At 46.9% G+C, this 22,920-nt stretch carries 17 protein-coding genes; 11 read left to right on the plus strand and 6 right to left on the minus strand.

Going from position 1 to position 22,920, the window contains the following annotated elements; all coding sequences use genetic code 11:
- Positions 1–39: 39 nt before the first annotated feature.
- The gene (locus CLV59_RS21435) at positions 40–2,040 is read right to left on the minus strand and encodes a TonB-dependent receptor (RefSeq protein ID WP_111594121.1); all 2,001 of its coding nucleotides are present in this window, start codon (positions 2,038–2,040) and stop codon (positions 40–42) included.
- Positions 2,041–2,199: 159 nt separating this feature from the next.
- Here CLV59_RS21435 and CLV59_RS21440 point away from each other — a divergent pair, with 159 nt between their 5' ends.
- Positions 2,200–2,838 carry a class I SAM-dependent methyltransferase gene (locus tag CLV59_RS21440; protein WP_111594122.1) on the plus strand — a complete coding sequence of 213 codons (639 nt, stop codon included), beginning with the start codon at positions 2,200–2,202 and terminating at the stop codon, positions 2,836–2,838.
- Between the two features lie 46 nt (positions 2,839–2,884).
- Here the strand turns inward: CLV59_RS21440 and CLV59_RS21445 are convergent, their stop codons facing one another.
- Positions 2,885–3,604 (minus strand): hypothetical protein, encoded by a 720-nt coding sequence (locus CLV59_RS21445; RefSeq protein WP_111594123.1) that lies wholly within the window; start codon positions 3,602–3,604, stop codon positions 2,885–2,887.
- Positions 3,605–3,834: 230 nt separating this feature from the next.
- On the opposite strand from CLV59_RS21445, the gene CLV59_RS21450 reads away from it, so the two are divergent.
- From CLV59_RS21450 to CLV59_RS21460, 3 genes are all read left to right on the plus strand, one after another.
- Positions 3,835–4,233, plus strand: a complete 399-nt coding sequence (locus tag CLV59_RS21450; protein WP_111594124.1) for a hypothetical protein — start codon at positions 3,835–3,837, stop codon at positions 4,231–4,233.
- Between the two features lie 56 nt (positions 4,234–4,289).
- Positions 4,290–4,727 (plus strand): hypothetical protein, encoded by a 438-nt coding sequence (locus CLV59_RS21455; protein ID WP_111594125.1) that lies wholly within the window; start codon positions 4,290–4,292, stop codon positions 4,725–4,727.
- 106 nt (positions 4,728–4,833) lie between these two features.
- On the plus strand, positions 4,834–5,979 hold the full coding sequence (locus CLV59_RS21460; protein WP_111594126.1) for an alpha/beta hydrolase: 1,146 nt from the start codon (positions 4,834–4,836) through the stop codon (positions 5,977–5,979).
- Between the two features lie 3 nt (positions 5,980–5,982).
- Here the strand turns inward: CLV59_RS21460 and CLV59_RS21465 are convergent, their stop codons facing one another.
- Complete coding sequence (locus CLV59_RS21465) at positions 5,983–6,591, minus strand: DUF6794 domain-containing protein (protein ID WP_146616267.1); 609 nt, start codon at positions 6,589–6,591, stop codon at positions 5,983–5,985.
- 218 nt (positions 6,592–6,809) lie between these two features.
- Between CLV59_RS21465 and CLV59_RS21470 the strand changes: the two genes are divergently transcribed.
- From CLV59_RS21470 to CLV59_RS21500, 7 genes are read left to right on the plus strand one after another with little or no spacing between them, the layout of a single operon-like run.
- Positions 6,810–7,127: a DMT family transporter gene (locus CLV59_RS21470; protein ID WP_111594128.1), complete on the plus strand. Its 318-nt coding sequence runs from the start codon at positions 6,810–6,812 to the stop codon at positions 7,125–7,127.
- A 20-nt stretch (positions 7,128–7,147) separates the two neighbouring features.
- Complete coding sequence (locus tag CLV59_RS21475; RefSeq protein WP_111594129.1) at positions 7,148–8,275, plus strand: efflux RND transporter periplasmic adaptor subunit; 1,128 nt, start codon at positions 7,148–7,150, stop codon at positions 8,273–8,275.
- Between the two features lie 45 nt (positions 8,276–8,320).
- On the plus strand, positions 8,321–11,446 hold the full coding sequence (locus tag CLV59_RS21480; protein ID WP_111594130.1) for an efflux RND transporter permease subunit: 3,126 nt from the start codon (positions 8,321–8,323) through the stop codon (positions 11,444–11,446).
- A gap of 3 nt (positions 11,447–11,449) precedes the next feature.
- A complete protein-coding gene (locus CLV59_RS21485; protein ID WP_111594131.1) occupies positions 11,450–12,853 on the plus strand; it encodes an efflux transporter outer membrane subunit in 1,404 nt (467 codons plus the stop codon).
- 28 nt (positions 12,854–12,881) lie between these two features.
- Positions 12,882–13,964: a sensor histidine kinase gene (locus CLV59_RS21490; RefSeq protein WP_146616268.1), complete on the plus strand. Its 1,083-nt coding sequence runs from the start codon at positions 12,882–12,884 to the stop codon at positions 13,962–13,964.
- Positions 13,965–13,972: 8 nt separating this feature from the next.
- Positions 13,973–14,731 (plus strand): LytR/AlgR family response regulator transcription factor, encoded by a 759-nt coding sequence (locus tag CLV59_RS21495; protein ID WP_111594133.1) that lies wholly within the window; start codon positions 13,973–13,975, stop codon positions 14,729–14,731.
- Between the two features lie 46 nt (positions 14,732–14,777).
- Positions 14,778–15,746 (plus strand): dimethylarginine dimethylaminohydrolase family protein, encoded by a 969-nt coding sequence (locus CLV59_RS21500; RefSeq protein ID WP_111594134.1) that lies wholly within the window; start codon positions 14,778–14,780, stop codon positions 15,744–15,746.
- A 67-nt stretch (positions 15,747–15,813) separates the two neighbouring features.
- Here CLV59_RS21500 and CLV59_RS21505 read toward each other — a convergent pair whose 3' ends face one another.
- The 3 genes from CLV59_RS21505 to CLV59_RS21515 are packed head-to-tail and all read right to left on the minus strand — an operon-like array spanning position 15,814 to position 22,783.
- Entirely contained in the window at positions 15,814–17,565 is a 1,752-nt protein-coding gene (locus tag CLV59_RS21505) for an OmpA family protein (protein WP_111594135.1), read from the minus strand.
- 35 nt (positions 17,566–17,600) lie between these two features.
- Positions 17,601–18,623, minus strand: coding sequence for a PorP/SprF family type IX secretion system membrane protein (locus CLV59_RS21510; RefSeq protein ID WP_111594136.1), 1,023 nt, complete (start codon positions 18,621–18,623; stop codon positions 17,601–17,603).
- A gap of 2 nt (positions 18,624–18,625) precedes the next feature.
- Entirely contained in the window at positions 18,626–22,783 is a 4,158-nt protein-coding gene (locus CLV59_RS21515) for an Ig-like domain-containing protein (RefSeq protein WP_111594137.1), read from the minus strand.
- Positions 22,784–22,920: the final 137 nt, after the last annotated feature.

Below are 22,920 nucleotides of genomic sequence, written 5' to 3' on the forward strand. Positions count from 1 at the left end.
GGCCTTCCTGCAAGTGGTTTGCAGGAGGCCATTCCTTTTTTAGAAACTATATCTTACTGCGAAATATAGATTTCGGGGCGCCTGTACGAAGTATTTTACAGCGCCTGTTTCATCTACAGCGCCATTGTTGTAATACTGTTTATTTGTCAGGTTATTGAGGAAGAAAGAAAATGTATAACGGGAAAGCATATACTGAATGCGGGCATTCAGCAATACATAATCCTGGATACTGGCCGTATTGGCGAAATCGATGTAAGACTTACCTTGGTAACGTGCTGAAAGTCCTACTAATACTTGTTTAAAACGGTATGCCGCTTCCTGGTTGATGATCAATGCAGGCGTTAATACCGGGCTGAATGTGGTCTTATCTTCTTTAATCCTGCTATAATTCCAGGAGGAATTATTGGTCAGTGTCAGTCCTCCGCATGGTTGGTAGGTAGCAGACAATTCCAGTCCTGTACGAAAACTGTTACTCACGTTATTGGTCAATAGCAGGCCATTAGGGCCTATCTGGCCATTCAATACAATTTCATTTCTGAACTTCATGTAGTAGCCGTTGAATTGGAGCGACAGTTTACTGTACTGCCATTTAACGCCTAATTCCTGGTCTGTTACTGATTCTGCCTTACTGTTGTAGATAAGGGGTTGGTGGTGTTCGTCTGTTGCCAGATCGTCGTTGCCACCGAAGATATCGTTGCGGGTAGGTTCTCTGCCGGTGTTACCGATACTGTAATACAGACTGGTATGTTTCCCTGCGCTGAAAGATACGCCTGCGCGGGGATTCAGGAATGCCCAGTGCATTTGATCGAAGGGCACGCTGCCACTGTAATTGAACGTCGTATAGCGATATTGGAGATCTCCGTATAGGGTAAACCGTTGGAGATGGTATTCCAGTTTGGTGAAAGCGCTTATTTCATTTTTATAGCCAGTGTTGCGGTATAGTTCACCTTCGGTATCATCTTTCCCCAGATGGCGGCGGGAGTAGATATTTCCGTGTATGCCGGTGGTCCAGTTAAAGTGTTGATTAGTGAAGTTATAGTTGCTGAATATACCCGTGAAATGGGAGCGGAAGTTATAGTGAAAGAGGTTACCATCTGAAGGTTGGCCCATAAAGTTGTTTACATCGAAGCCATAGCCGCCGTTGAGGTAAGTATAATATACGCTGGAGTTGATACTGGCATGTTCGCTTAAGCGTACTTGATGTTGCAGTTGTACCAGGCTTTGGAGGAATTCATCTTTTTCCGCTTTGGTATTGGCATTGGCGCGGCGGTTTACTTTTATCAGCGAATCGGCCACTGGGAGCCATGCCATGCCATTTTGCTGGTGGCCGGCCATGAGATTGAGTTTCCAGGTGCTTTTGTCGCCGAAGTAGGCCCCGCTGAGGAAGGCCGACTGAGAGTGATTGAATGCATGTTCTTTGTAGCCGTCTGTATGTACTTCTGATGCACGGGCGTAGAAGGCTTTCCTGTTTTTGACGCCGCTGTTGTATTCTGCGGAGAGGCGGAAGCTGTTCCATGCGCCGTAACCGGCTGTAAAGGAGGTGCTGCGGGCTTGTTGCAGATCTGGAGAGAATAATTGCAGACTGCCGGCATAGCTGGCAGCGCCATTTTTAGAAGTGCCTGTGCCGCGTTGCAGCTGCAGTTTGCTGACAGAAGAAAGAATATCCGGGTAGTTGGAAAAATAGGCGCCCTGATCTTCCGGTTCATTCAGTGGCATGCCATCGAGTGTGGTGTTGATTCTTGTTTGATCGATGCCACGGAGGCGATAGTAGGAGTATCCTTGTTGGTTACCCGCATCGGAGTAGACTGTGACAGAAGGCGTTTCCGACAGGAGGAAGCTGGGTTCCTGGCCTGTGTTTTTTTCTTTCAGGGTGCGTATATCCAGGTTCTGGAAGGTGACAGGCGTTGTTTTTTGTGCCTGGTAAATGGTGATTTCCCGTAGATTCCTGGTGCTGTCGGCATGGATGGCAGCGGTGTCCTGCGCCTGTGAGGTCAATCCTGTAAATAGGCACAGTGCTGGGAGTAATAATGGATTTCTCATGATGGCGGTGGGCCGGTTGGTGCCCGGCTGTCTTACTAAAATAATTATTGTATTTTTTACACAAATATAGTTGGTTTTCCTGAATTGCCCAAAAAGTTTTATTTACGTGTAGTCGTTGTCGTTATAAATACGTTACGGCCGGATACTTATATTTGGTATATGGATCATTACCAGGAAACGTTTAATACCTGGAACAAGCTGGCGGCTCGTTACCAGGCGATGTTCATGGATATGGACATCTATCACCGGACCTACGATTATTTCTGTAGCGTGTTGGGGGAGCGGGCGCGGGTATTGGAGTTGGGATGTGGGCCGGGGAATATTACCCGTTATCTGTTGCAGCAGCGGCCGGACTGGCAGTTATTGGCAACAGATGTGGCGCCTGCCATGGTGGAATTGGCGGCAGCGGCTAATCCTGGCGCAGAGTGCAGGGTGTTGGACTGCAGAGATGTCGCGCAATTGGAGGCTACCTACAACGGTATTGTAATTGGTTTTTGTATTCCTTATCTAACGGAGAAGGATAATCGTCAATTGATGCAGGATTGTTATGGATTGTTGGAAGACGGGGGATTGCTGTATTTGAGTTTTGTACCTGGCATGCAGGAGCAGTCTGGTTTTCAGACGGGGAGTAGTGGAGACAGGATTTATTTCCATTATTATCCGTTGGAGGTAGTACAGGAGCTGTTATTGCAGGCGGGTTTTGTGTTGTTAGAGGATTTCAGTATTGCATTTCAGCGGAGTGGGGGAGCAGGGGAAGTACATATGGTAATAGTAGCGCAAAAGCAGTCATTGGGTTAGTGTGCATGTAAAGGGAGGTCAACTTTCAACGGACATTTGGCCGGTGTTATTCTAGTCTTCGTAACACATTTTCAACCAGATGGTGGTGCAGCCATTTTGCGGCGGCTCTCGTGTCTTCATCTTTGGTGCCGCGGCCGGCCACCAGTTCGAGGCCCCAGGGTCTGCCATCAAATTCGAAGAGTATTTCCGAGGGGGTGGTGGGTTCTACGATCAGCCAGATGGCGAAGCTGATATTTCGGAAGAGGAAGGTGCAATCCCAGGTGAGGTAATAGAGTTGTTGTTGATAGGGTAACACTTCATTGTATTTTTTGGCTTTGCCGGAATATCTGCCGGTTTCATAAACGCCGATTTTTACAGAAGCAGAAGTGTTGGGCATTTGATAATACATCAATTTGAGGGTGGGTTTTGGATGGTCTCCCCGCCGTCGGAGGACGTCTTTGAAGAGTACCAGCCATATTTCCTGTATTTCGTGGATGAAATGAAGCTCCGTTTTTACATCTACTCCATTGATCCAGACAGACCAGCCGGTGTTTTGTGTACGTTTTAACCCGAATTCCCGGCCGTCAGTAAGATGACGAATAAACTCTCCTGATTTTCCCCATGTCTCAAATCCCAGCATAAACAACTCGTTATTCTCTATGGGAATCGCTTCCATGGACAACCTCATGGCGGGCAGGAAAGGATAATGTACTTCCTCAATGCGAATAATGTGGCCCTTGTACCGATAGTACAGGCCATCTTTGATGTGCTCCAGTTCGAGTGGCATAGCATACTAATAAAATTAGTAGGTGATTAAAAAAAGTAAGCCCCCGGCAAGTCTACGAATAGCCTTGAACCGAAGGGCTTTACTTATATGTCTGTCACAAAAATACTAATATTTTTAGTATTTCAAAATGATTATGCAATTTTTATTTTTTAAATACTTGTCATGCAAAGAGATAGCAGTAAAGAATTGGCAAACTTCTTGACATTGTGGAGGCATATCCTATATCGAAAATGAAAACGATTAGCACTAAAAAAACGTACTGGAAATATTTATGGGATTACCCTCATTTTGCCGTGGACGGCGTAATAGTTTATGAGGCGCCGCCTTTTGCTCCATTAGATAAATTCATGTCTCCCTTTACGAAAAGTATGCAGCTACAGGAAGACGAACTGCAAGTGCATTACGTGAAATGGTGCTGCAAGCGTAATATGTCCATACCATTACAGGAACTGGTGATAAAGCTGTATTGTTACCAGGATGATTTCCGATTTCCGGAGTATTATGTCCTGAAGCTGATTGTTAATGGGAAAGTACGTCATGAGCTGGATCACAGAGACGGCTATACGAAAGAAACACTACTGACCTTTATGGAAGATTTCGCAACTGCGAAGAATGCCTGTTTACAATGATGTTAAGTGGAGAGCTGCACAAAAGAATTTATTAAAATTAATCCCTGGTACCAAGCATGAAAACGATTACCACCAGCAGTAGCTACTTTAATTTTTTAGTGGATATATTCCGTTATCCTGCCATGCTGGCGTATGCATGGCCTATTGCCATTTTTTATATTCCTTTTGATAAAATGAGAACTGCGTTTATCAGAAGTATGTCGATCGAAGCGGAACAGTTGCAGATTGATTATAGTAAGTGGGGCCGCAAACGGGTGAAGGATATTCCATTATTGCAACTCATCATTAAGCTCTATTGTTACCAGGACGACTTCAGAGCGCCCAAATATTATGTGATGAAACTGGAAGTGAATGGGAGACCGCGTTATGAAATAGATAGCAGAGATGGATTTACCAAAGAGCAGTTCCTGGCTTTTATGGAAGAATTTACTGCGGCAAAGAATGCCTGCATTCGAGAACGTAGCGTAACAGAAGAGCGCAAAGGAATTTGTTAGTTATGTCGGGTGATGCGTGCCATGGCTGCCTGTTGGCAGAATAGTAATCTGCGAGCTATAACACTATATGATGATAAACATTTTGGACTTACCTTAGCGGAAAAGAATGAAACGCCTATTCCTATTAGTAACCCTTACACTGATTTTACCCACTGTGTCCAACGCACAATCTTTCGAACAACTGGCTCAGAAAGCAGGAGATTTCTACATAAAGAACAACCTCCCGGAAGCTTTTAAGGCCATCAAGGCCGCTTTCCAATTGGATAGTAATAAAGCCAGAGCTTTCGATTACTATACAGCTGCCCGCATAGCTGCAAAAACAGACCATATCTCTGAGGCATTTTCCTGGCTATATGTTGCTCAGAGACGGGGCTTGGGGCGGGAAATATTCTATCTGGAATATGTTAGTTTGGACGATGCCTTTCTTCATATGTGGAAGGACCCTCGCTGGGAGCCATACGTGAAAACCCTGGAACAGGACATGCTAAAGAAGAAAGCCGAGGAGCAACGCAGGCGCGAAGACTGGAAAAACGCATGCCTTAGGAATGCTGCAGCTATGAAAGAAGGACATCTTCAAGCGGGATTTGCCTTGTATTATAATAAAGTGGATACCCTGGAAGTGCCCTATCAGGTGTATGTACCCAAGTCCATTAATACACATAAAAAACATAAGCTGATTGTATTCCTGCATGGAGGGGTAGTGGACCAGGGGTATTTTGGAGAGGATAGTCCTAGTATGAGTAGTGTGGTGCCAATTTTCCAGGTGGCGGATTCTTTGGGCGCTATAGTGCTGTATCCATTTGCCAGAAAGGATTTTGGCTGGTGGGGCCAACTGGCGGCATTCCAAAATGTAGTGAATATTACGAAGGTGGTGACGGCCCAATATCCAATTGACCCGAAGCAGATAGTAATGGTGGGCGATGCTACCGGTGGTACTGCTTTATTTTGGTATGCCACACAGCCGGAAAGTCTGTATAAAGGCTATCTGGCTATATCTGCAACGCCAAAATTGGAAATAGGAGAGATTGCCTTCTCTCAAATCACACCTGACAAACATTTTTACAGTATCAACGCAACAGATGACCGGATACTTAATTACAAAGAAATACACGATATTTATTCTAAGCAACGATCAATAGCCACAGGCTGGCATTTTGAGACGGTTAATTTTGGCGGATATAACATAATATTCAGGAATGAAGGACCGCCGCTGATCTTGAAATACCTAAAGAAAATTTTTGCGGAGAAGTAGCCGTTACTGTTTGATATTCCAAACATCTACCCACTTTGATTGCCCGTTGCCCAGCAGCACTACCTTCAGCCAGCAACGGGCAGTATCTTTTTCATTTACGATGCCCTTGAATGGCAAACCATTTGATACTAACGAGTAAGTAACAGTATCGCCTATACGGTATTTATCCAGCTGCTGCCTTTTGACGATGGAGTCCAGTCTTTTCACCTCTTCCAGATGTTCCATATAGTAGCGGATGTTTTTCGCAAACTCATCATCTTGCCCTGTCAGATGGCGATGGTAGCTCTGAAAGATGAGTTTAGAGATATCTTCCGGCCCCGTAATCCCGAAGTTTTCGAAATAAGTTTTCAACCTGGACTTCTTCCACAATCCCCAATTGTTCCTGATTAATGTTCCGTATTGCTGATCCATGCTAAGTGTGAACTTATAGGCAGGCATTTCCTTGTAGCGGATTTTATCGCTATCGGAGATGAATTTATCTAGTTGCTGGAAGCATTCATCCAGATTAGCAGGAATATATTTCCAATCTCTTTCAGACTGTTCAGTTATCCTGTGGCTGCACGCATAAAGTGCGGCTGTCATCAATATGAGCGCGAGTATTATTGATTTCATGATCGGGTATGAATGGCCGGGTAGTAATATACGTTGTTTTTATATATGATAGGGCGCAGTGGCCATTTCATAAGAGCCGGTGGCGGTGGGGAGCGACTGTCATCTCCCGAAATTCATCTCTTTTATTTCCGTTTCATTCCCTGATTCTTCCGCTTGGTCAGATAGTATATAGTTATGCATCCTGCTTATCGGAAATTCGTATAGTCAAAAATAGTTTTATGGCTTGGTTATATCTTTTTTTAGCTGGATTCTTTGAAATAGGCTGGCCGTTGGGATTAAAAATATCTCAGGCTGCCGGTAACAAATTCCTTGGAATTGCGCTTGCTGTATTTTCTATGACCCTGAGTGGTATTTTCCTATGGATGGCCCAGAAGTCCATTCCTATAGGAACTGCTTATGCCGTATGGACCGGTATCGGAGCGGCAGGTACTTTCTTTATCGGAATCATCTTTTTCAATGACCCCGCTTCCTTCTGGAGAATCTTTTCTGCAATGCTGATTCTTATGGGGGTAATCGGACTTAAACTCAGCGCATAAACGCTCATTAACTGATTTTTATGAGAACAGGCATTCTATTAATCGGCAAGGCAGCAGGATGGTTACTGTTGCTCTTTGCTGCGACAGGCTGTAATCAACAGGCAAGTGCTCCTCAGGAAGAAGCTGCCAGAGCATTCCCCGTATTCGCCGTACAATCCTCCAATGCAACAGTGGACATGCAGTATCCTGCCCATCTGGAAGGAAAGGTAAACGTGGAAATCCGCTCTCAGGCAGATGGTTACCTGGAAAAAATCTTCACAGATGAAGGAGCCTTCGTACAGAAAGGACAATCCTTATTTAAAATCAATGACCAGCCGTTAAAAGAGCAGTTGAATACCGCCCAGGCCGCACTGCTGGCTGCCCGCGCGGCCCTCACTACGGCAGAACTGGAAGTCGGCAAAAGCGAAGAGCTCTATAAAAATCGGGTGGTATCTGATTACCAACTGAAAGCGGCAAAAGCTGCCCGGGAGAATGCCAAAGCGCAGGTGGCCCAACAAGAAGCCGCTGTAGCGGCCGCCCGCATCAACCTGGACTTCTCCCTGATCAAAGCCCCTGTGAGCGGCTATATAGGCCGTATTCCGAAACGAATCGGGAACCTGATTACAAAAACAGATCAGCAGCCACTGACACACCTGTCTGACATCAGCGAAGTATATGCCTACTTCTCCATGACAGAACAGGATTTCCTCGGACTCACAGAGCAATACAAAGGAAACCGTGTGGCTGATAAAATTGCCGCCATGCCACCAGTAACCTTACTCCTTGCTAACGGTAAGCCCTATACGCATAGTGGTAAAGTGCAGATGATAGACGGACAGTTTGATGCCAATACCGGCGCTATCAGCGTGCGGGCTGCATTTGACAATAAAGAAGGCATTCTCCGTTCCGGTAATACCGGGAAGATCATTCTTGGAGAAAAACATACCGGCGTACTGTTAGTACCTGTACTCGCCACACTGGACGTGCAGCACAAGGTATTTGTGTATCGCCTGAATAAAGATAACCTCGCCGAAAGAGTAGCTATCTCCATCGCTGGTAAAAGCGGGGAGAACTACCTCGTGGATGCAGGACTGAAGGCCGGCGACAGAATCGTCGGGAAAGACCTGCAACTGGTAAAAGAAGGAGAGAAAGTAAAAATCAGCAAATAATACATAGGCTGCCAACGATAATGCCTATACGAAAATTGATTTTCCATGCTTAAGAATATTATTACCAGGCCGGTACTGGCAACCGTTATCTCCGTGATACTGGTGCTACTGGGTTTGGTGAGTCTGCAAAAACTTCCCGTAACACAATTCCCGGACATCGCACCGCCAACGGTGTACGTATCCGGCGCCTATCCCGGCGGTAATGCGGAAAGCGTTACCCGTTCAGTGATTACGCCATTGGAAGATGCCATCAACGGCGTAGAGAATATGGATTATATTACTTCTACTGCCGGCAGCGATGGTTCCTTCTCGCTCCGTGTGGTATTCCGCCTGGGCGTTAACCCGGATCAGGCGGCAGTGAATGTGCAGAACCGCGTAGCGCAGGTAAACAGCCTGGTGCCGGAAGAAGTGGTGCGTGCCGGTATCACTACCAGCAAACAACAGAACAGTACGATCATGTATTTCAACCTCGTTAGTAACGACAGTACAAAATACGATGAGCTGTTCCTGCAGAACTATGCTAAAATTAATCTTATTACTGCGCTGAAACGTATACCTGGCGTAGGAAACGTAAATCTCTTCGGTGGAAAGGATTACGCTATGCGTATTTGGCTGGACCCGCAGAAAATGGCCGTGAATAATCTCACGCCACAGGATGTACATACCGCCATTGCCAATAGCAGTCTGGAAGCTTCTCCGGGAAAATTCGGAGAACAATCCAATGCGCCCATGCAATATGTGGTGAAACATAAAGGTAAGCTAAAGACTCCGGAAGAATTTGAGCATATTGTTCTGAAATCCAATACCGACGGTTCTTTGCTCCGGATCAGAGATGTAGCCCGCGTAGAATTTGGTTCCAGCTTTTATGATAGCAATAACAAGGAGAATGGTAACCAGGCGGTCACCATGGGGATTCAGCAAACAGCCGGTTCCAATGCGAATGAGATTGAGATCGCCGTGCGGCAACAGTTGGCGCAGGAAAGCAAACGTTTTCCGAAAGGGGTGGAAGTACATGTGATTCAAAGTGTAAAAGAACGACTGGATCAATCGGTCAAGCAAGTAAAGAGTACGCTGATAGAGGCGTTTATCCTCGTGTTTATTGTGGTATTTCTTTTCTTACAGGATTTCCGTTCTACGTTGATTCCGGCTATTGCGGTACCAGTGGCTATTATTGGCACTTTCTTCTTCCTGTCCCTCATGGGATTTACTATCAATATCCTGACGCTTTTCGCACTGGTACTGGCGATTGGGATTGTAGTGGACGATGCCATTGTAGTGGTGGAAGCTGTGCATGCGAAGATGGATAAAACGGGGCAGGATGCTAAAACGGCTACTGTCAATACGATGGGCGAAATCACCAGTGCCATTATTTCCATCACCCTGGTGATGTCTGCTGTTTTTCTGCCAATCGGGTTTATGGATGGTCCCGCAGGTATTTTCTATAAACAATTTGCCTTTACGCTGGCGGTATCTATTCTTATTTCCGCCGTGAACGCACTCACGCTGAGTCCTGCGCTCTGTGCACTGCTACTGAACAATCACGGAAAAGGACATACGAAAAGTAACGAAACCTTTAAAGAACGCTTTTTCACTGCATTTAATACTGGCTTTGAACAGATGACAAACAGGTATGTCCGTGCCGTAAAATTCCTGGTAAGCAAGAAATGGTGGTCGTTGGCCGGACTCACCGTTGTGGCGGTTTTTTCTTTCTGGCTGATGAACAAAGCGCCTAAAGAATTTATTCCATCGGAAGATGACAGCTTCTTGTTATACTCGCTGTCGCTCGCTCCTGGAACGAATCTGCAACATACGACTGCTGTGATAACCCGACTAGATAGCGCGCTGCAAAAGATGCCGGAAGTAAAGTCCGTCACCAGCGTATCCGGCTTTAATCTCATCAGCAACAGTGCCGGTCCTTCTTATGCTATTGGTTTTATTAAACTGAAAGCGCCGAAAGAACGTGGAGCTATCAAAAATATGGACGAAGTGCTGGCGGCGATGAATGCGAGACTGCAACCGCTCTCAGAAGGGGAGCTGAGTATGTTCCGTAATCCGCCGGTAGACGGCTTTGGCGCAGTAAATGGTGCGGAGCTGGTATTGCAGGACAAGCAGGATCATGGTATCAATGAATTCAACACGGCCGCAAAAGAGGTGATTGCCAAGTTGAATACGCTTCCGGAAGTAGGATTTGCATTTACTACTTTCCGCAGCGATTTCCCGCAGTTTGAATTGAAGATTGATGAAGATAAAGCACAGCAACTGGGAACAACGGTGAAGGATATACTCTATACGCTGCAACTGTTTTATGGAGGCTCACAGTCGAGCGACTTCGTACGCTTCGGTAAGTTTTACAGAGTGTACATGCAGGCTGCGGGCGAGTATCGTGCAGATGAGCAATCGCTCAGCCAGGTGTTTGTACGCGGACAATCAGGGAACATGATTCCATTGAATACGCTGGTAACCTTGCAAAGAGTGTATGGCCCAGAAGTAGTGGAACGCTATAACCTGTTTAACAGTGTAACCGTCAATATCTTTCCGAAAGAAGGATTTAGTAACTCACAGGCCATGGCCGCGACGGAGAAGCTGCTGGAATATGACCTGCCGGCAGGATATGGGTACGAATGGAGTGGATTGAGTAAGGAAGAAAAGAAAACGGGCGGACAGATGCTCTTTATATTCGGCCTTTGTCTGCTCTTTACCTACCTGTTATTATCCGCACAGTACGAAAGTTATCTCTTGCCGCTGGCGGTGATTTTCTCCATACCTACAGGTATAATGGGCGTATTCCTGGCCACTGGACTAACAGGTTTGACGAACAGTATTTATGTGCAGGTAGGCTTGATTATGCTGGTAGGGTTGCTGGCAAAGAATGCGATTTTGATCGTGGAGTTTGCCTTACAAGCGAGGAAGGATGGAATGAGTTTGATCCGTTCTGCCATAGCGGGTGCGCGGCAACGTTTACGCCCGATTCTGATGACATCTATCGCTTTTGTGGCGGGATTGGTACCACTGATGTTTGCACAGGGGCCTTCTGCTGCGGGTAATCACGCTATCAGTATCAGTGCTGCCGGAGGAATGATCACCGGCGTTTTGCTGGGATTATTTATCATTCCGGTATTGTACGTAGTATTCCAATGGATGCAGGAGAAAGTTTCTGCGAATAAAAAGTAAGTCATGAACATCACTAAAATATTATATGGGCTCTTGCTGGGAAGCATTTTTGCTTCATGTAAGGTAACGAAGGATTTCCAGCGGCCATCGGTAAACCTGCCGGAAAAGTTCAGGAATGCAGATACGTTGTTACGGGGAGACACGGTGCTGGTGGGCTACCGTGAGTTCTTTAAGAATGAAACGCTGTTAAGCCTTATAGATACGGCATTGGAGTACAACAGCGATGTATTGATTGCATTAAAGAATATAGACCTGGCCAGGGCAGGTTTCCGTCAGGTAAAGCTGAATTATTGGCCAGAGCTGAAAGGGTCTCTGGATGCTACCCGCAATACCGCTTCCAGGAACAGTTTCAATGGCGCTATGGCCGAAGGGGCCGGCGCTACATTGGCTTACACCGATTTCACCGCTTCTTTAGGGATGAGTTGGGAGATCGATATCTGGGGTAAGATCAAGCGCCAGAAAGAAGAAGCCTTATCTGGTTATCTACAGCAGCAGGAAGTGAGGAAGGCAGTGCAATCGCGCGTCATTGCAGACGTTGCCGGCGGATACTACAATTTGTTATTGCTGGATCAGCAATTGAAGATTGCGGATAGGAGCCGCGCTCTCGCAGATAGTACCGTACAAATCATGCAGGTACAGTTTCGTGTAGGAGAGGCCAATGCTTTAGGTATTCATCAGGCGCAGGCACAGTTGGAACAGGTAAAGCAATTGAGTTCCAGGATACGCCAGGATATTACCTTACAGGAGAATGCGCTGCGTTTACTCTGTGGCGTGTATGCGGATACGGTAGTACGTAAACTAGCGACAGGAGAGGAATTGCTGGTACAAACAGATCAGTATGAGGTAGCCATTCTGGCTGGAAGGCCCGATGTATATGCCTCGGAGCTGGAAGTACGAGCGGCAAACGCGCGGGTAGGCGTCTCCCTGACGAATTTATACCCAGCACTAACCCTCACGGCTACTGGCGGATTGAATGCGTTGAAAGCGTCCGATTGGTTTAGTGTACCGGCTTCCCTGTTTTCGAATGTGGCAGGGGGATTGGTACAACCTATATTTTATAAAGGCAGATTGAAGCTCCAGTATGAACAGGCAAAAATTGAAAGAGACAAGGCAGTTATCAGCTTCAGACAGACCGTTCTGAATGCTTACAAAGAAGTGGCAGACGCGAATGTAAAGGCACGGGAACTGGGGCTTCAGCTGCATTATGCAGTAAACAGAGAACAGGAGTTACAACAGGCAGTAGGCGCTGCCGGTATCCTTTTTAAAAACGGAGAGGCGAACTATCTGGACATTATCACTGCCGAGAGTAATTACCTACAAGCCGGACTGGATGCGGCACAGCTGCGAAATGATCAGTTACAGAACCGTATTGCTTTATTCCGGGCCATTGGTGGTGGGATGAAATAAAATATATTTGTTAGGAAACTTGCAGGATATGCTGGACAGTAAAAGAACAAAGATATACTATAAGGTGTTTCTCATATTCGTAGTGTATGTGTTGGTAGATCTGCTGACATATGCGCTCAACCCGAATAGCGTAGCCTGGAAAGACTACTGGACGCAGCCTGCATGGGATATCTTTGAGCGTGTAGCCACCGGATTTGCCCAGTCATGGGCCATTATTGAAGGCAGTACCTGGATAGCAAAGGTATTGGACAAATACATTGGCTGGTCGGGATTTCCGACCTTACGTTACCTGATCCAGATTGTGTTGGTGGTCATCTTTGCTGGCATCACCATGTTTGCAATAGATTTGTATTATGTGTTGATGTATGGTAATGAGAAACTGACCGCAGAACAGGATCTGCACTTGTGGCAATATTTCGTGGTGAGTATCATCGTGTCCATATTTGTGAGTACTGTCAGTACCGGATATGGTTTCCTGCGGCACTGGCAGGCGTCCATTATGGAGGCTACGCAACTGAAGGTGGAAGCAATGGAGTTGAAGGAAACCGCTATGCAGGCAGAGTTACAATCGCTCAAACTACAACTGGACCCACATTTCATGTTCAATAACTTCAGTACGCTCTCGGATCTTATACATGTGGCGCCGAAAGAGGCTTCTCTTTTCCTGGATAATTTGTCGCGCGTATACCGTTATATGGTGTTGAATCTGAAGAAAGACCTGGTGCCGTTGAAAGATGAACTCCAGTTGTTGTCGGCTTTTTCTTACCTGATAGATATTCGACATGGAAAGAATGTACAGATACAGATGGATATTCCGGAAGCGTTTCAGCAGCTGCATATTCCGCCGATATCGTTGCAGTTACTGGTGGAGAATGCCATCAAACATAACAGGGCGACCAGTGCATCACCGTTAAGGATAAACATTTCGGTGGATGCCAGTCGTTCATCTGTTGTGGTGGTGAATAATATGCAGCCTATTCCTTATCCCCTTGAAAGTTCTAAACTGGGATTAGAGAATATCCGTAACCGTTATAGGTTGTTATCAGACAGATTGCCGGAGATTTTTCATAATGACGAGATCTTCAAAGTGACATTGCCTTTATTAAACTGAAATTGGACATGAGAATACTCATCATAGAAGACGAAAAGCATAATGCCGCCCGGTTACAGCGCATTATAGGAGATATATCCGCAGATCATGAAGTGCTGGGTATATTGGAAAGTGTGGAAGATGCGGTGGAATGGTTTTCATTACATCCTGCGCCAGATGTAGCATTGATGGATATCCGATTGACAGATGGATTAAGTTTTGATATTTTTAAGGAGACGACAGTCGCTTGTCCGGTCATCTTCACTACAGCATACGATGAGTATGCGGTACGCGCCTTCAAAGTAAACAGTGTGGACTATCTCCTGAAGCCTATTCAGGAGGAAGACCTGCAACAGGCGCTGGACCGGATTACGCCGGTACACAGATCCCAGGAGCCACTGGCAGATATTGAGCAATTGATTCAATTGATGCAACCGCAAACCAAAGCTTACCGCAAACGTTTTTTATTGCCTGTTTATGATGGATTTAAAACCATCCAGGTAGAAGATATCTGCTTTGCATATTCTGAATTGAAAGCCACCAAACTGGTGCTGGGAAATGAAGAGGAAGAAATAGTTACCTATTCCCTGGATGAGTTGGAAGAGGATTTAGATCCGGAATATTTCTTCAGAGCAAACAGACAGTTTCTTATTCATGTGAATGCCATTTCAAAGATACATAACAGTTTTAATGGAAAATTAAAGGTAGAGCTGAAGCATCATCCGGAAAAGGAAGTACTTATCAGCAAGGATAAGGCGGCAAGATTCAAACAGTGGCTGGACAAATAGCAGCGGTATTTCATAGCGTTTTTGCGGTAATTAAAAACCATGTACTATGATTTATGTAGAAAGCGAATTCGCACCGTTGAAAAAAGTGGTACTGGCACAATCAGAGTTTGGTTTTCCTGAAGTGCCCAGGCCCGACGATCTGAAGTTCCTGGCGCCGGAAGCGGTACAGGAAAGTTATGAGCATAAAGGCAAGGATTTTAGTGTAGCCTTTCCCGATAGGCAGGCGGAGTGGGAACTGGAGCGGGAAACCTTTCGGAAAGTGTTGGAAAAATATGGCGTGGAAATATTGCGCCCCCGGATGTTGACTACCGCCGAAAAGCAGTATGCTGGCCCTGATGGCTATGCAAACTTCTTCGCCAGGGACCCGTTTTTTACGATTGGTAATATGGTGATTGAGGGTTCTATGCGCTTTTTACATCGCAGGAATGAGATACTGCCTGTCAGAGAGGTGATGTTGAAGGAAGTATATCCTGCGGAGTGTACCTATGTGGCTGCACCCAGGCCGGAAATCGCCGCTCCGGATGATATTACATTAGGTCCGGGCCCTTTTATTGAAGGAGGGGATGTGTTGGTATTGGGCAAACATATTTTTGTAGGGCAGTCGGGCCTCGCATCCAATGCGTTGGGCGCCCGCTGGCTGGAGAAGTACTTGACCCCATATGGCTACACCCTGGAAGTAGTGCGTTTACAGCCGGATATCCTGCATTTGGATTGTGCCCTGGGGCTGATAAAAGATGGGTTGATGGTGGTTTGTGAAGCGGCGTTTATAGATGGTATTCCGCAGCGTTTGCGCGATTGGCAGCGCATAGATGTGACCTATGCGGAAACCTCCAATCTGGCCACCAATGGACTGCCTTTGAGTCCGCAGGTATATGTTACCGATCCGGCGTTTAGCCATATAGGTGAGCGTGTGGCGGAGCATGGCATACAGGTGGAGTATGTAGATTTTCAGATCAGTCGTAGTTTTGGCGGTTCTTTCCGTTGCAGTACGCAACCATTTCTGCGGAAAAGCTAAGTAGCTAATCATAAAAGTAAAGCAGGCAGACGAATGTTCGTCTGCCTGCTTTTTTATTTTCTTATCATCACCAGTGGATGATACATTCCACTCTTCTGTTCAATTCTCTTGCGGCAGGATTATCTTTTCCTTTGCTGGTGGTTTCAGTGGCTACCAGTTTGGTTTTGCCAAATGATTGGGTGGTGATTCTGGTAGCATCAATACCTTTTGTTGCGATAAGATATTGGGTACATGCTTTGGCACGGATATCTGCCAGATGACTGTTGTAATCATTGGTTCCTTTGCCGTCTGTATGGCCGGTGATGGATATTTTCATGCCTGCATTTTCCTGGAGCATGGCGGCGAGAATATCCAGTTTAGCCTTAGCATCCGGACGTAATACTGATTTATCGAAATCGAAATATACATACAGCGAAGAATCCTGTTTCACCGGAAGTATTACCGGCGCTGGTGGCGGAGCTTCCACCACTGTCGGCACTGGGGGTTGCTTTATTTCCGGCGGCGTAGAAATTGAGAATAATCCGAGGCAGCAATCTGCATCCCTGTCGGAGCTCAGCCATGCCTGTTGTAATAATGGCAGCCCTTCTGTGCTGGTGAAGAACAGGTCGTCTTTTACAGAATTGACAGGAGCGCCCATATTCTCCGGCGTTTCCCAATTCCGGAAATCGCCTTTGCTCTTATAGAGGTCCATTCCGCCCATTCCTACGCGACCATTGGACGCAAATACCAGTTGTTTGTCGGAACTCAGGTAGAAAGGAGATAGCTCATTTCCATTGGTGTTGACAGCCTGGCCGAGATTTTCCGATTTGCCGGGATAGCCGTTGGCATCCAGTTGCGTCATCCAGATATCGAATCCGCCCTGGCCGCCTGGTTTATCCGAGGCGAAGAGCAGTACTTTTCCGTCGGCAGTTACAAAAGGATGCATGGCGTTGTAGCCCTCTTCATTAATGGTGTTGGCCAGTTTCTCTGGTTGCGACCATTTATTATCCTGTAATATGCTGCGGTAAATAGCTGCGGAGAGTTTACCCTGGTGGTTGAACCAGCGGGTGAAAAAGAGGATACGACCGTCGGGAGAGAAGGCAGCAGTACCGTCGTTCATAGCAGGCGTGGACACCAGCGGTAACAGCCTGATATCTGATAAACTATTTTCGTTTAGTCGTGCCTGATATACCCGGTTTACAAAAGGCGCTTCCAGGATGGCGGAGGTGATACTTACGTTATTACTTGTACCTATGCGACTGAGTGCCCATGCGCCGGTGAGCACGGTGTCGGGTATACTAATGGCTTTTACTTTGGAAGGAGTAAGAGCAGATAGTTGCTGACGGGCAAAACGGATGTTATTTAATTCCTGATTGGCGGCGAGGTGAATACTATCTTGCTGCGTATGTCCTTTCAGGAAAGTGAGCAATGCTTTTTCGGCGGCGTCCAGTTGGGAATTGGCTCGTAGCGCCACTCCATAGTTGAATTGCAACAGGGGGGCTTTTACATCCAGCGCAACAGCTTGTTCATACCAGCAGATCGCTGATTTGTAATGGTAGCTTAGGCGGTAGCTTTCTGCCAGTTTCCAGGTAACGTTGCCGCCGTTTGCTATGGTAGGTTTGGACTTCCTGATTTTGGAAGCGGCAAAGGGTGCGATGCGGGCATCTTTGCTGTTTTTATTTCCAAGTAGGAAATTTTCGTATAGTCGTGCTGCAGCGTAATATTCTTTCTGCTGGTACAGTTCATCTGCGCGTCGGAGCAGATCTGTAGCAGATTGTGCTCTGGCCGACATTTGCATGAGGGCCAGCGCAATATAGGCAGGTATATATTTTTTTTTCATTTTCGTGTAACGAGGTAAGGATTATCTGAAATGGATTAGAATCGGGGGCATTTGAAGTAGTCAGTACGGATACTGTTACGTCTTTTACCAACGAAAGAGATAGATAATTCGAAGCTGTTTACACTATTGCTGTTGGCGATTTTACCTAGCTGAGAAACGTTCGCATCGTAGCTCAGTCCAATGGTCATGCCTTTAAAATATACGCCGGCAAAAGGAACGAGGGCATCATTCATGCGCCAGTTGGCGCCCAGCATGAAGTCGGTAGTTTCGTTTGCCATCAGTTGGAAGTAAGCGCCCAGCATTTTTTCCTGTGCATTTCCCTGGATGGAGTATTTCGCATTTGGGACGAACAGCACGGTTTCATTCAGGTGAATACGTGCGCCTAAATGAGCGCTGTAATGCACTGGCATCGCCGATTTATTGCCATCTTTCAGGAATGGATCTTTGGGTTGGGTCAGGTGAAATGCTGACACGCCTCCGAAGAGTGCGGCATTTTTTTCCGGGTCCATATCGTAGTATGCGATACCAAATCCAGCGTCGAAGACGCTGGAAGTAGTTTTTTCGAATCTTTCGCCGGAAGGCATGCCTGCATTATAGCCGGTACCGGGCATCCATTGTTCGCCAAACTGGAACTTGTAAGGATCGAATCTGCGACTCAGCAGACCGCCCTGGAAGCCGAAAGACAGGCATTGCAGTTTATCGGGGCCAAATTTCACACCGGTATAAGCGATGGAGAAATAGCCATTTGTATAATTGTATCCGCCGTTGCCAGCTTTCTGATTGTACAGATTCACGCCTACATTGATATTGCGATTGGTCGCCATGTCGGCAGAGATACCAACAGTAGAATAGGGACTGGTTACAGTGCCCCATTGGCTTCTATAGATAGCGCTTACGCGGTAATCGCCGTCCATGGCGCCCGTGAGCGCTGGGTTCAGGCCCATCGGGTAAATGTAATACTGAGAAAAATGGGGGTCTACCTGCGCGGCGCTTTTCTGTACGGAGAATACCGTTGCAGTAAGACCCAGTATGAGTGAGAAAAATTTATTGTGATTCATGTTTATCGAATTAAGTTAACAGCTCCTTTTTTATTGATGACAGCGCCATTCTGCATGGTCGCTTTTAACGCGTACACATAGACGCCTACAGGCTGCTGGCGGCCTTTGAAGGTACCATCCCAACCTTTGGTGATATCATTGCTGGAGTATACCATTTCACCCCATTGCGTGTATACCTGTAGTTCTATTGATTTGACAGAAGATCCATATACGCGGAACACATCATTTTTACCGTCGCCATTTGGTGTGAAGGCATTTGGTACGAAGAAGTCTTCATTGTTTGGAAGGATGTTCAGTGTCAGCGTAGCGCTGGAAGTACATCCTGTAGCGGAGGTGGCATCTGTTTTGATCAGCAGACTGGCAGGTTGCGCCGGCGTAATGGTTTGCTGTTTGGCAGATTGATTAGAGAACAGGGTAGCTGGAGACCATGCTGTAACATTATAGGTAGCGGTATTAGCCGTTGTCTGTATTGTCAGCGGGAGTCCGGCGATGAATGGTTCACCGCTGGCAGTGAGGGAGAGCTGGAAGTCTTCCACCTTCATCGTTACCTGTGCGCTGTTCGTACAGCCGTTGCTGTTAACCGTGTAGGTAATAATAGCAGAACCTGCTGCTTTACCGGTTACCAGTCCGTTAGGATCTACACTCAGAATAGAATTATTACTGCTGCTCCAGGTACCGCCTGCAGTCGCGTTGTTCAGCTGCAGCGTTTTGTTTATACAGATATCCTGAGCGCCGGTGATAGCAGGAACAACAGGAATATCATTAACCGTTACAGCATAATTTGCCGGCGTGCTACCGCAAGCGTTAGTAAGGGTGTAAGTCAGAACCACATTACCAGCTGCCATACCGGTCACTACGCCTGCATTGCTGATGGTGGCGATGGCCGCATTGGAGGTAGTCCATGTACCGCCGGTAGCTGTATTGGAAAGGGTAATGCTGTTGTTTTTGCAGACAGTCGTAGGGCCGGTAACCGGAGGAACTACCGGAGGAGCTGCTACTGTAATATTAAAGGTTTTGGTAGTAGTACCGCAGCTATTGGTGACAGCATAACTGATGACTGCATTGCCGGTGGCGATTCCAGTCACCAGGCCGGTGTTGCTGATAGTAGCAATGGTATTAGCACTGCTGGACCAGGCGCCGCCGGGAGTTGTATTGGTTAGCGTGGTAGTGGCTCCCAGGCAAACGGTATTATTACCGGAAATGGCTGCTACAACTGGAACATCATTCACGGTTACGTTGAAGTTTACAACGGTAGCGCCGCAGCTGTTGGTAACAGTATAGGTAATGACAGTAGTTCCTGCGGAGAGGGCCGTTGCCAGGCCGCTTGCGTTGATACTGGCCACTGCGCTGTTGCTGCTGCCCCATGTACCGCCAGTCGTGCTGTTACTGAATTGGGCCGTTGCGTTAACGCAGAGTGTAGCCGTTCCGGTGATCGCATTTACCTGCGGTTTATCATTTACGGTGATATTGAATGTTTGTGCAGATGTACCGCAGGAGTTTGTGACAGTATAAGTCATAGTAGCCATACCAGTGGCGATGGCTGTTACTTTGCCTGTATTGTCAATAGTAGCTACGCTGGTGTTGTTACTGGACCATGAGCCGCCACTTAAACTATTGTTGAGGGTGGTGGTAGCGCCTACGCAGAGTGTATTCGTTCCCGTTACAGGAGGCACATTGGGTTTATCCGTTACCGTGAGTGTCTGTGTTTTGATCGTATTGCCGCAACCGTTAGTGACTGTATAGGAGATAACAGCAGTACCTGCTGCAACGCCTGTTACCATTCCGGTATTATCCACAGTAGCCACTGCGTTGTTGCCAGAGCTCCAGGTTCCGCCAGGAGTGGTATTGGAAAGGGTTGTAGTGGCATTGACACAAAGCGTGTTACTACCAGTGATGGCAGCAACAACAGGAACATCATTTACTGTGAAATTAGCAGTAGCTGCGTTAGTACCACATGTGTTAGTGACAGTATAGGTAATTACCACATTTCCGGCGGTCACGCCAGTTACATTTCCGGAAGGATTAGCGATGGTAGCAATTGCAGGATCGCTGCTGCTCCAAACGCCGCCGGGAGTACTGTTGACGAGCACGGTGCTGTTGCCGACGCAAACATTATTATTACCGGAGATAGCAGCTGCAATAGGGGCCGCGTTCACGGTAACATTCAGTGTAACCGCGGTATTACCGCAGGTATTATTGACGGTATAAGTGATGGTAGCGATACCGGCTGAGATACCTGTTACAGTGCCGACGTTATCCACCGTGGCGATGCTGGTGTTGCTGGAAGTCCAGGTACCGCCTGTGGTGGCGCTGTTCAGTGCAGTAGTAGCACCGATACAGATCGTGTTGCCGCCGGTGATTGGCGCTACCGATGGTTTGTCGTCTACCGTTATTACCATGGTTCGGTTAATGTTACCACAACCACTGGTGACAGTATAGGAAATAGTGGCAGTACCGCTTTGCAGGCCGGTAACGAGGCCATTTACATCCACCGTGGCGATGGTGTTATTGCTGGAGTTCCAGGTACCGCCCGGGGTTGTATTGCTGAGTTGCGTAGTGTTACCAGCACAAACGGTGTTTGATCCGGTGATGGCCGCTACTACAGGAGCATTGCTGACAGTCACATTGGAAGTGACCTGCGTCTGGCCGCATGTATTGGAGACCGTATAGGTGATGGTGACAGTACCGGCAGCGATCCCTGAAACCACTCCTGTGGATGGATCTATAGTCGCGATGAGATCGTCGCTGGAAGTCCATGTACCGCCGGTAGTGGTGTTGGTAAGGGTGATATTGTCGTTGGCACAAACAGAAGTAGGGCCAGTGATGGCTGCTACTGTCGGTTTATCCGTTACCGTTATACTCTGGGTGGCAGATGCATTGCCGCAGGAGTTGGATAGGGTATAAGTAATGACCGCGTTACCGATTTGGATGCCGGAAACGGCGCCAGTAGCGATATCCACTGTAGCGATCGTATTATCGGAGGAAGTCCATTGACCTCCGCCAGGAGTGCCGGAAAGCGTGATATTACTGCCTGCGCAAACGGTTGCCAGTCCGGTAATAGTAGGTGTAGCGGGTTTATCAGCCACCGTTACTTGTTGTGTTTGGGTGGAGTTACCACAGCTACCTGTTACGGTGTAGGTGATGGTAACGATACCTGCTTTTACGCCGGTTACAACGCCGGTAGTAGGATCTATTGTTGCAATAGTATTATCGCTGCTGCTCCAGGTACCGCCTGAAGTGGTGTTGGATAATGTGAGCGTAGCGCTGACGCAGACGGTATTTCCACCGGTGATAGGGTCCAGCGGAGTGGAAGAAGGATTGACTTTCATCGCGTCGATCCAGGCTTGGTTGGCGACGGAGTTTCCTTTACCGGGCGTTTCATCTACCAGTGCATTCCCAATTTTCCAGCTAGCCGCAACAGTATATTTATCATCAGACAGATAGGCATTTTTGTTGGCCGCCACTGCGCCGAGTTGCACGTGAGGCGTTTTAAACGGAGCTGTTGGCGTCAATCCAAATGTCACCGAATGAAATGGGTTCGACAGATTTGCTGGACTGGTAACGATCACGGCATCGCCGCTATTGCTAAGTCCAAGTTGATTTCCCCAGGAACTGGCAGCAGGAATAGTCGCGGAATATCCGGTAGTAGGATAGGTGTAGGTGGATGAAGAAGGAGAGGATGGGGAGCCTGTATGTAATTCTACTAAACTATTGACAAGCGCAATTTTTGGTCCGGCGTTAAATATGGGAATAACATATACGCCATCGCCGTTGGAATCGTCCGGATCATCCGGCAGTGTGTTTTTGATGGTGGTGTTTACATCTGTTGGAGAGGCAGTACTATTGGCATTATACAGTACAATTATGGACCCAAAGGGAACATTTTTCCATACGTTACTATTGGTGAATCGCAGGTGTCCTTGTGCGATACCGGTACTGTTGCCTCCGTACCAGCCGTTCTGGTCATCTACAATCCAGCCGCGGATGTCGGCTGTTGTTTCGGTACAGGTTCTGGTACCTACTACGACGAGCTCGAAATATTCTCTGGCGCCGCCGTCGCCTTGTGAAAATTCGTTTACAACGATACCTTTAAACTGTGCCCTCGCAGCACAGCAAAAGAAAAGGATAAATAAGAGATTTAGCGTAAAACATCTAATCATGCGCAAAAATTTCCGGCAAAAGTATCTGGGACGTGTTAAGCGAATAATTAGTAATTATTATTAAATTATTACTTTATAATATTTATATATTATAATATATTGAATAAAATAATAAATTAAAATTAAATGAAATGTTT

The sequence above is a fragment of the Chitinophaga dinghuensis genome (assembly GCF_003259435.1).
Taxonomy (GTDB): Bacteria; Bacteroidota; Bacteroidia; order Chitinophagales; family Chitinophagaceae; genus Chitinophaga; species Chitinophaga dinghuensis.

Excerpts from the sequence above, each read along its gene's own strand:
- CLV59_RS21435 (WP_111594121.1), bottom strand. The coding sequence starts at position 2,040 with ATGAGAAATCCATTATTACTCCCAGCACTGTGCCTATTTACAGGATTG.
- CLV59_RS21440 (WP_111594122.1), top strand. The coding sequence starts at position 2,200 with ATGGATCATTACCAGGAAACGTTTAATACCTGGAACAAGCTGGCGGCT.
- CLV59_RS21445 (WP_111594123.1), bottom strand. The coding sequence starts at position 3,604 with ATGCCACTCGAACTGGAGCACATCAAAGATGGCCTGTACTATCGGTAC.
- CLV59_RS21450 (WP_111594124.1), top strand. The coding sequence starts at position 3,835 with ATGAAAACGATTAGCACTAAAAAAACGTACTGGAAATATTTATGGGAT.
- CLV59_RS21455 (WP_111594125.1), top strand. The coding sequence starts at position 4,290 with ATGAAAACGATTACCACCAGCAGTAGCTACTTTAATTTTTTAGTGGAT.
- CLV59_RS21460 (WP_111594126.1), top strand. The coding sequence starts at position 4,834 with ATGAAACGCCTATTCCTATTAGTAACCCTTACACTGATTTTACCCACT.
- CLV59_RS21465 (WP_146616267.1), bottom strand. The coding sequence starts at position 6,591 with ATGAAATCAATAATACTCGCGCTCATATTGATGACAGCCGCACTTTAT.
- CLV59_RS21470 (WP_111594128.1), top strand. The coding sequence starts at position 6,810 with ATGGCTTGGTTATATCTTTTTTTAGCTGGATTCTTTGAAATAGGCTGG.
- CLV59_RS21475 (WP_111594129.1), top strand. The coding sequence starts at position 7,148 with ATGAGAACAGGCATTCTATTAATCGGCAAGGCAGCAGGATGGTTACTG.
- CLV59_RS21480 (WP_111594130.1), top strand. The coding sequence starts at position 8,321 with ATGCTTAAGAATATTATTACCAGGCCGGTACTGGCAACCGTTATCTCC.
- CLV59_RS21485 (WP_111594131.1), top strand. The coding sequence starts at position 11,450 with ATGAACATCACTAAAATATTATATGGGCTCTTGCTGGGAAGCATTTTT.
- CLV59_RS21490 (WP_146616268.1), top strand. The coding sequence starts at position 12,882 with ATGCTGGACAGTAAAAGAACAAAGATATACTATAAGGTGTTTCTCATA.
- CLV59_RS21495 (WP_111594133.1), top strand. The coding sequence starts at position 13,973 with ATGAGAATACTCATCATAGAAGACGAAAAGCATAATGCCGCCCGGTTA.
- CLV59_RS21500 (WP_111594134.1), top strand. The coding sequence starts at position 14,778 with ATGATTTATGTAGAAAGCGAATTCGCACCGTTGAAAAAAGTGGTACTG.
- CLV59_RS21505 (WP_111594135.1), bottom strand. The coding sequence starts at position 17,565 with ATGAAAAAAAAATATATACCTGCCTATATTGCGCTGGCCCTCATGCAA.
- CLV59_RS21510 (WP_111594136.1), bottom strand. The coding sequence starts at position 18,623 with ATGAATCACAATAAATTTTTCTCACTCATACTGGGTCTTACTGCAACG.
- CLV59_RS21515 (WP_111594137.1), bottom strand. The coding sequence starts at position 22,783 with ATGATTAGATGTTTTACGCTAAATCTCTTATTTATCCTTTTCTTTTGC.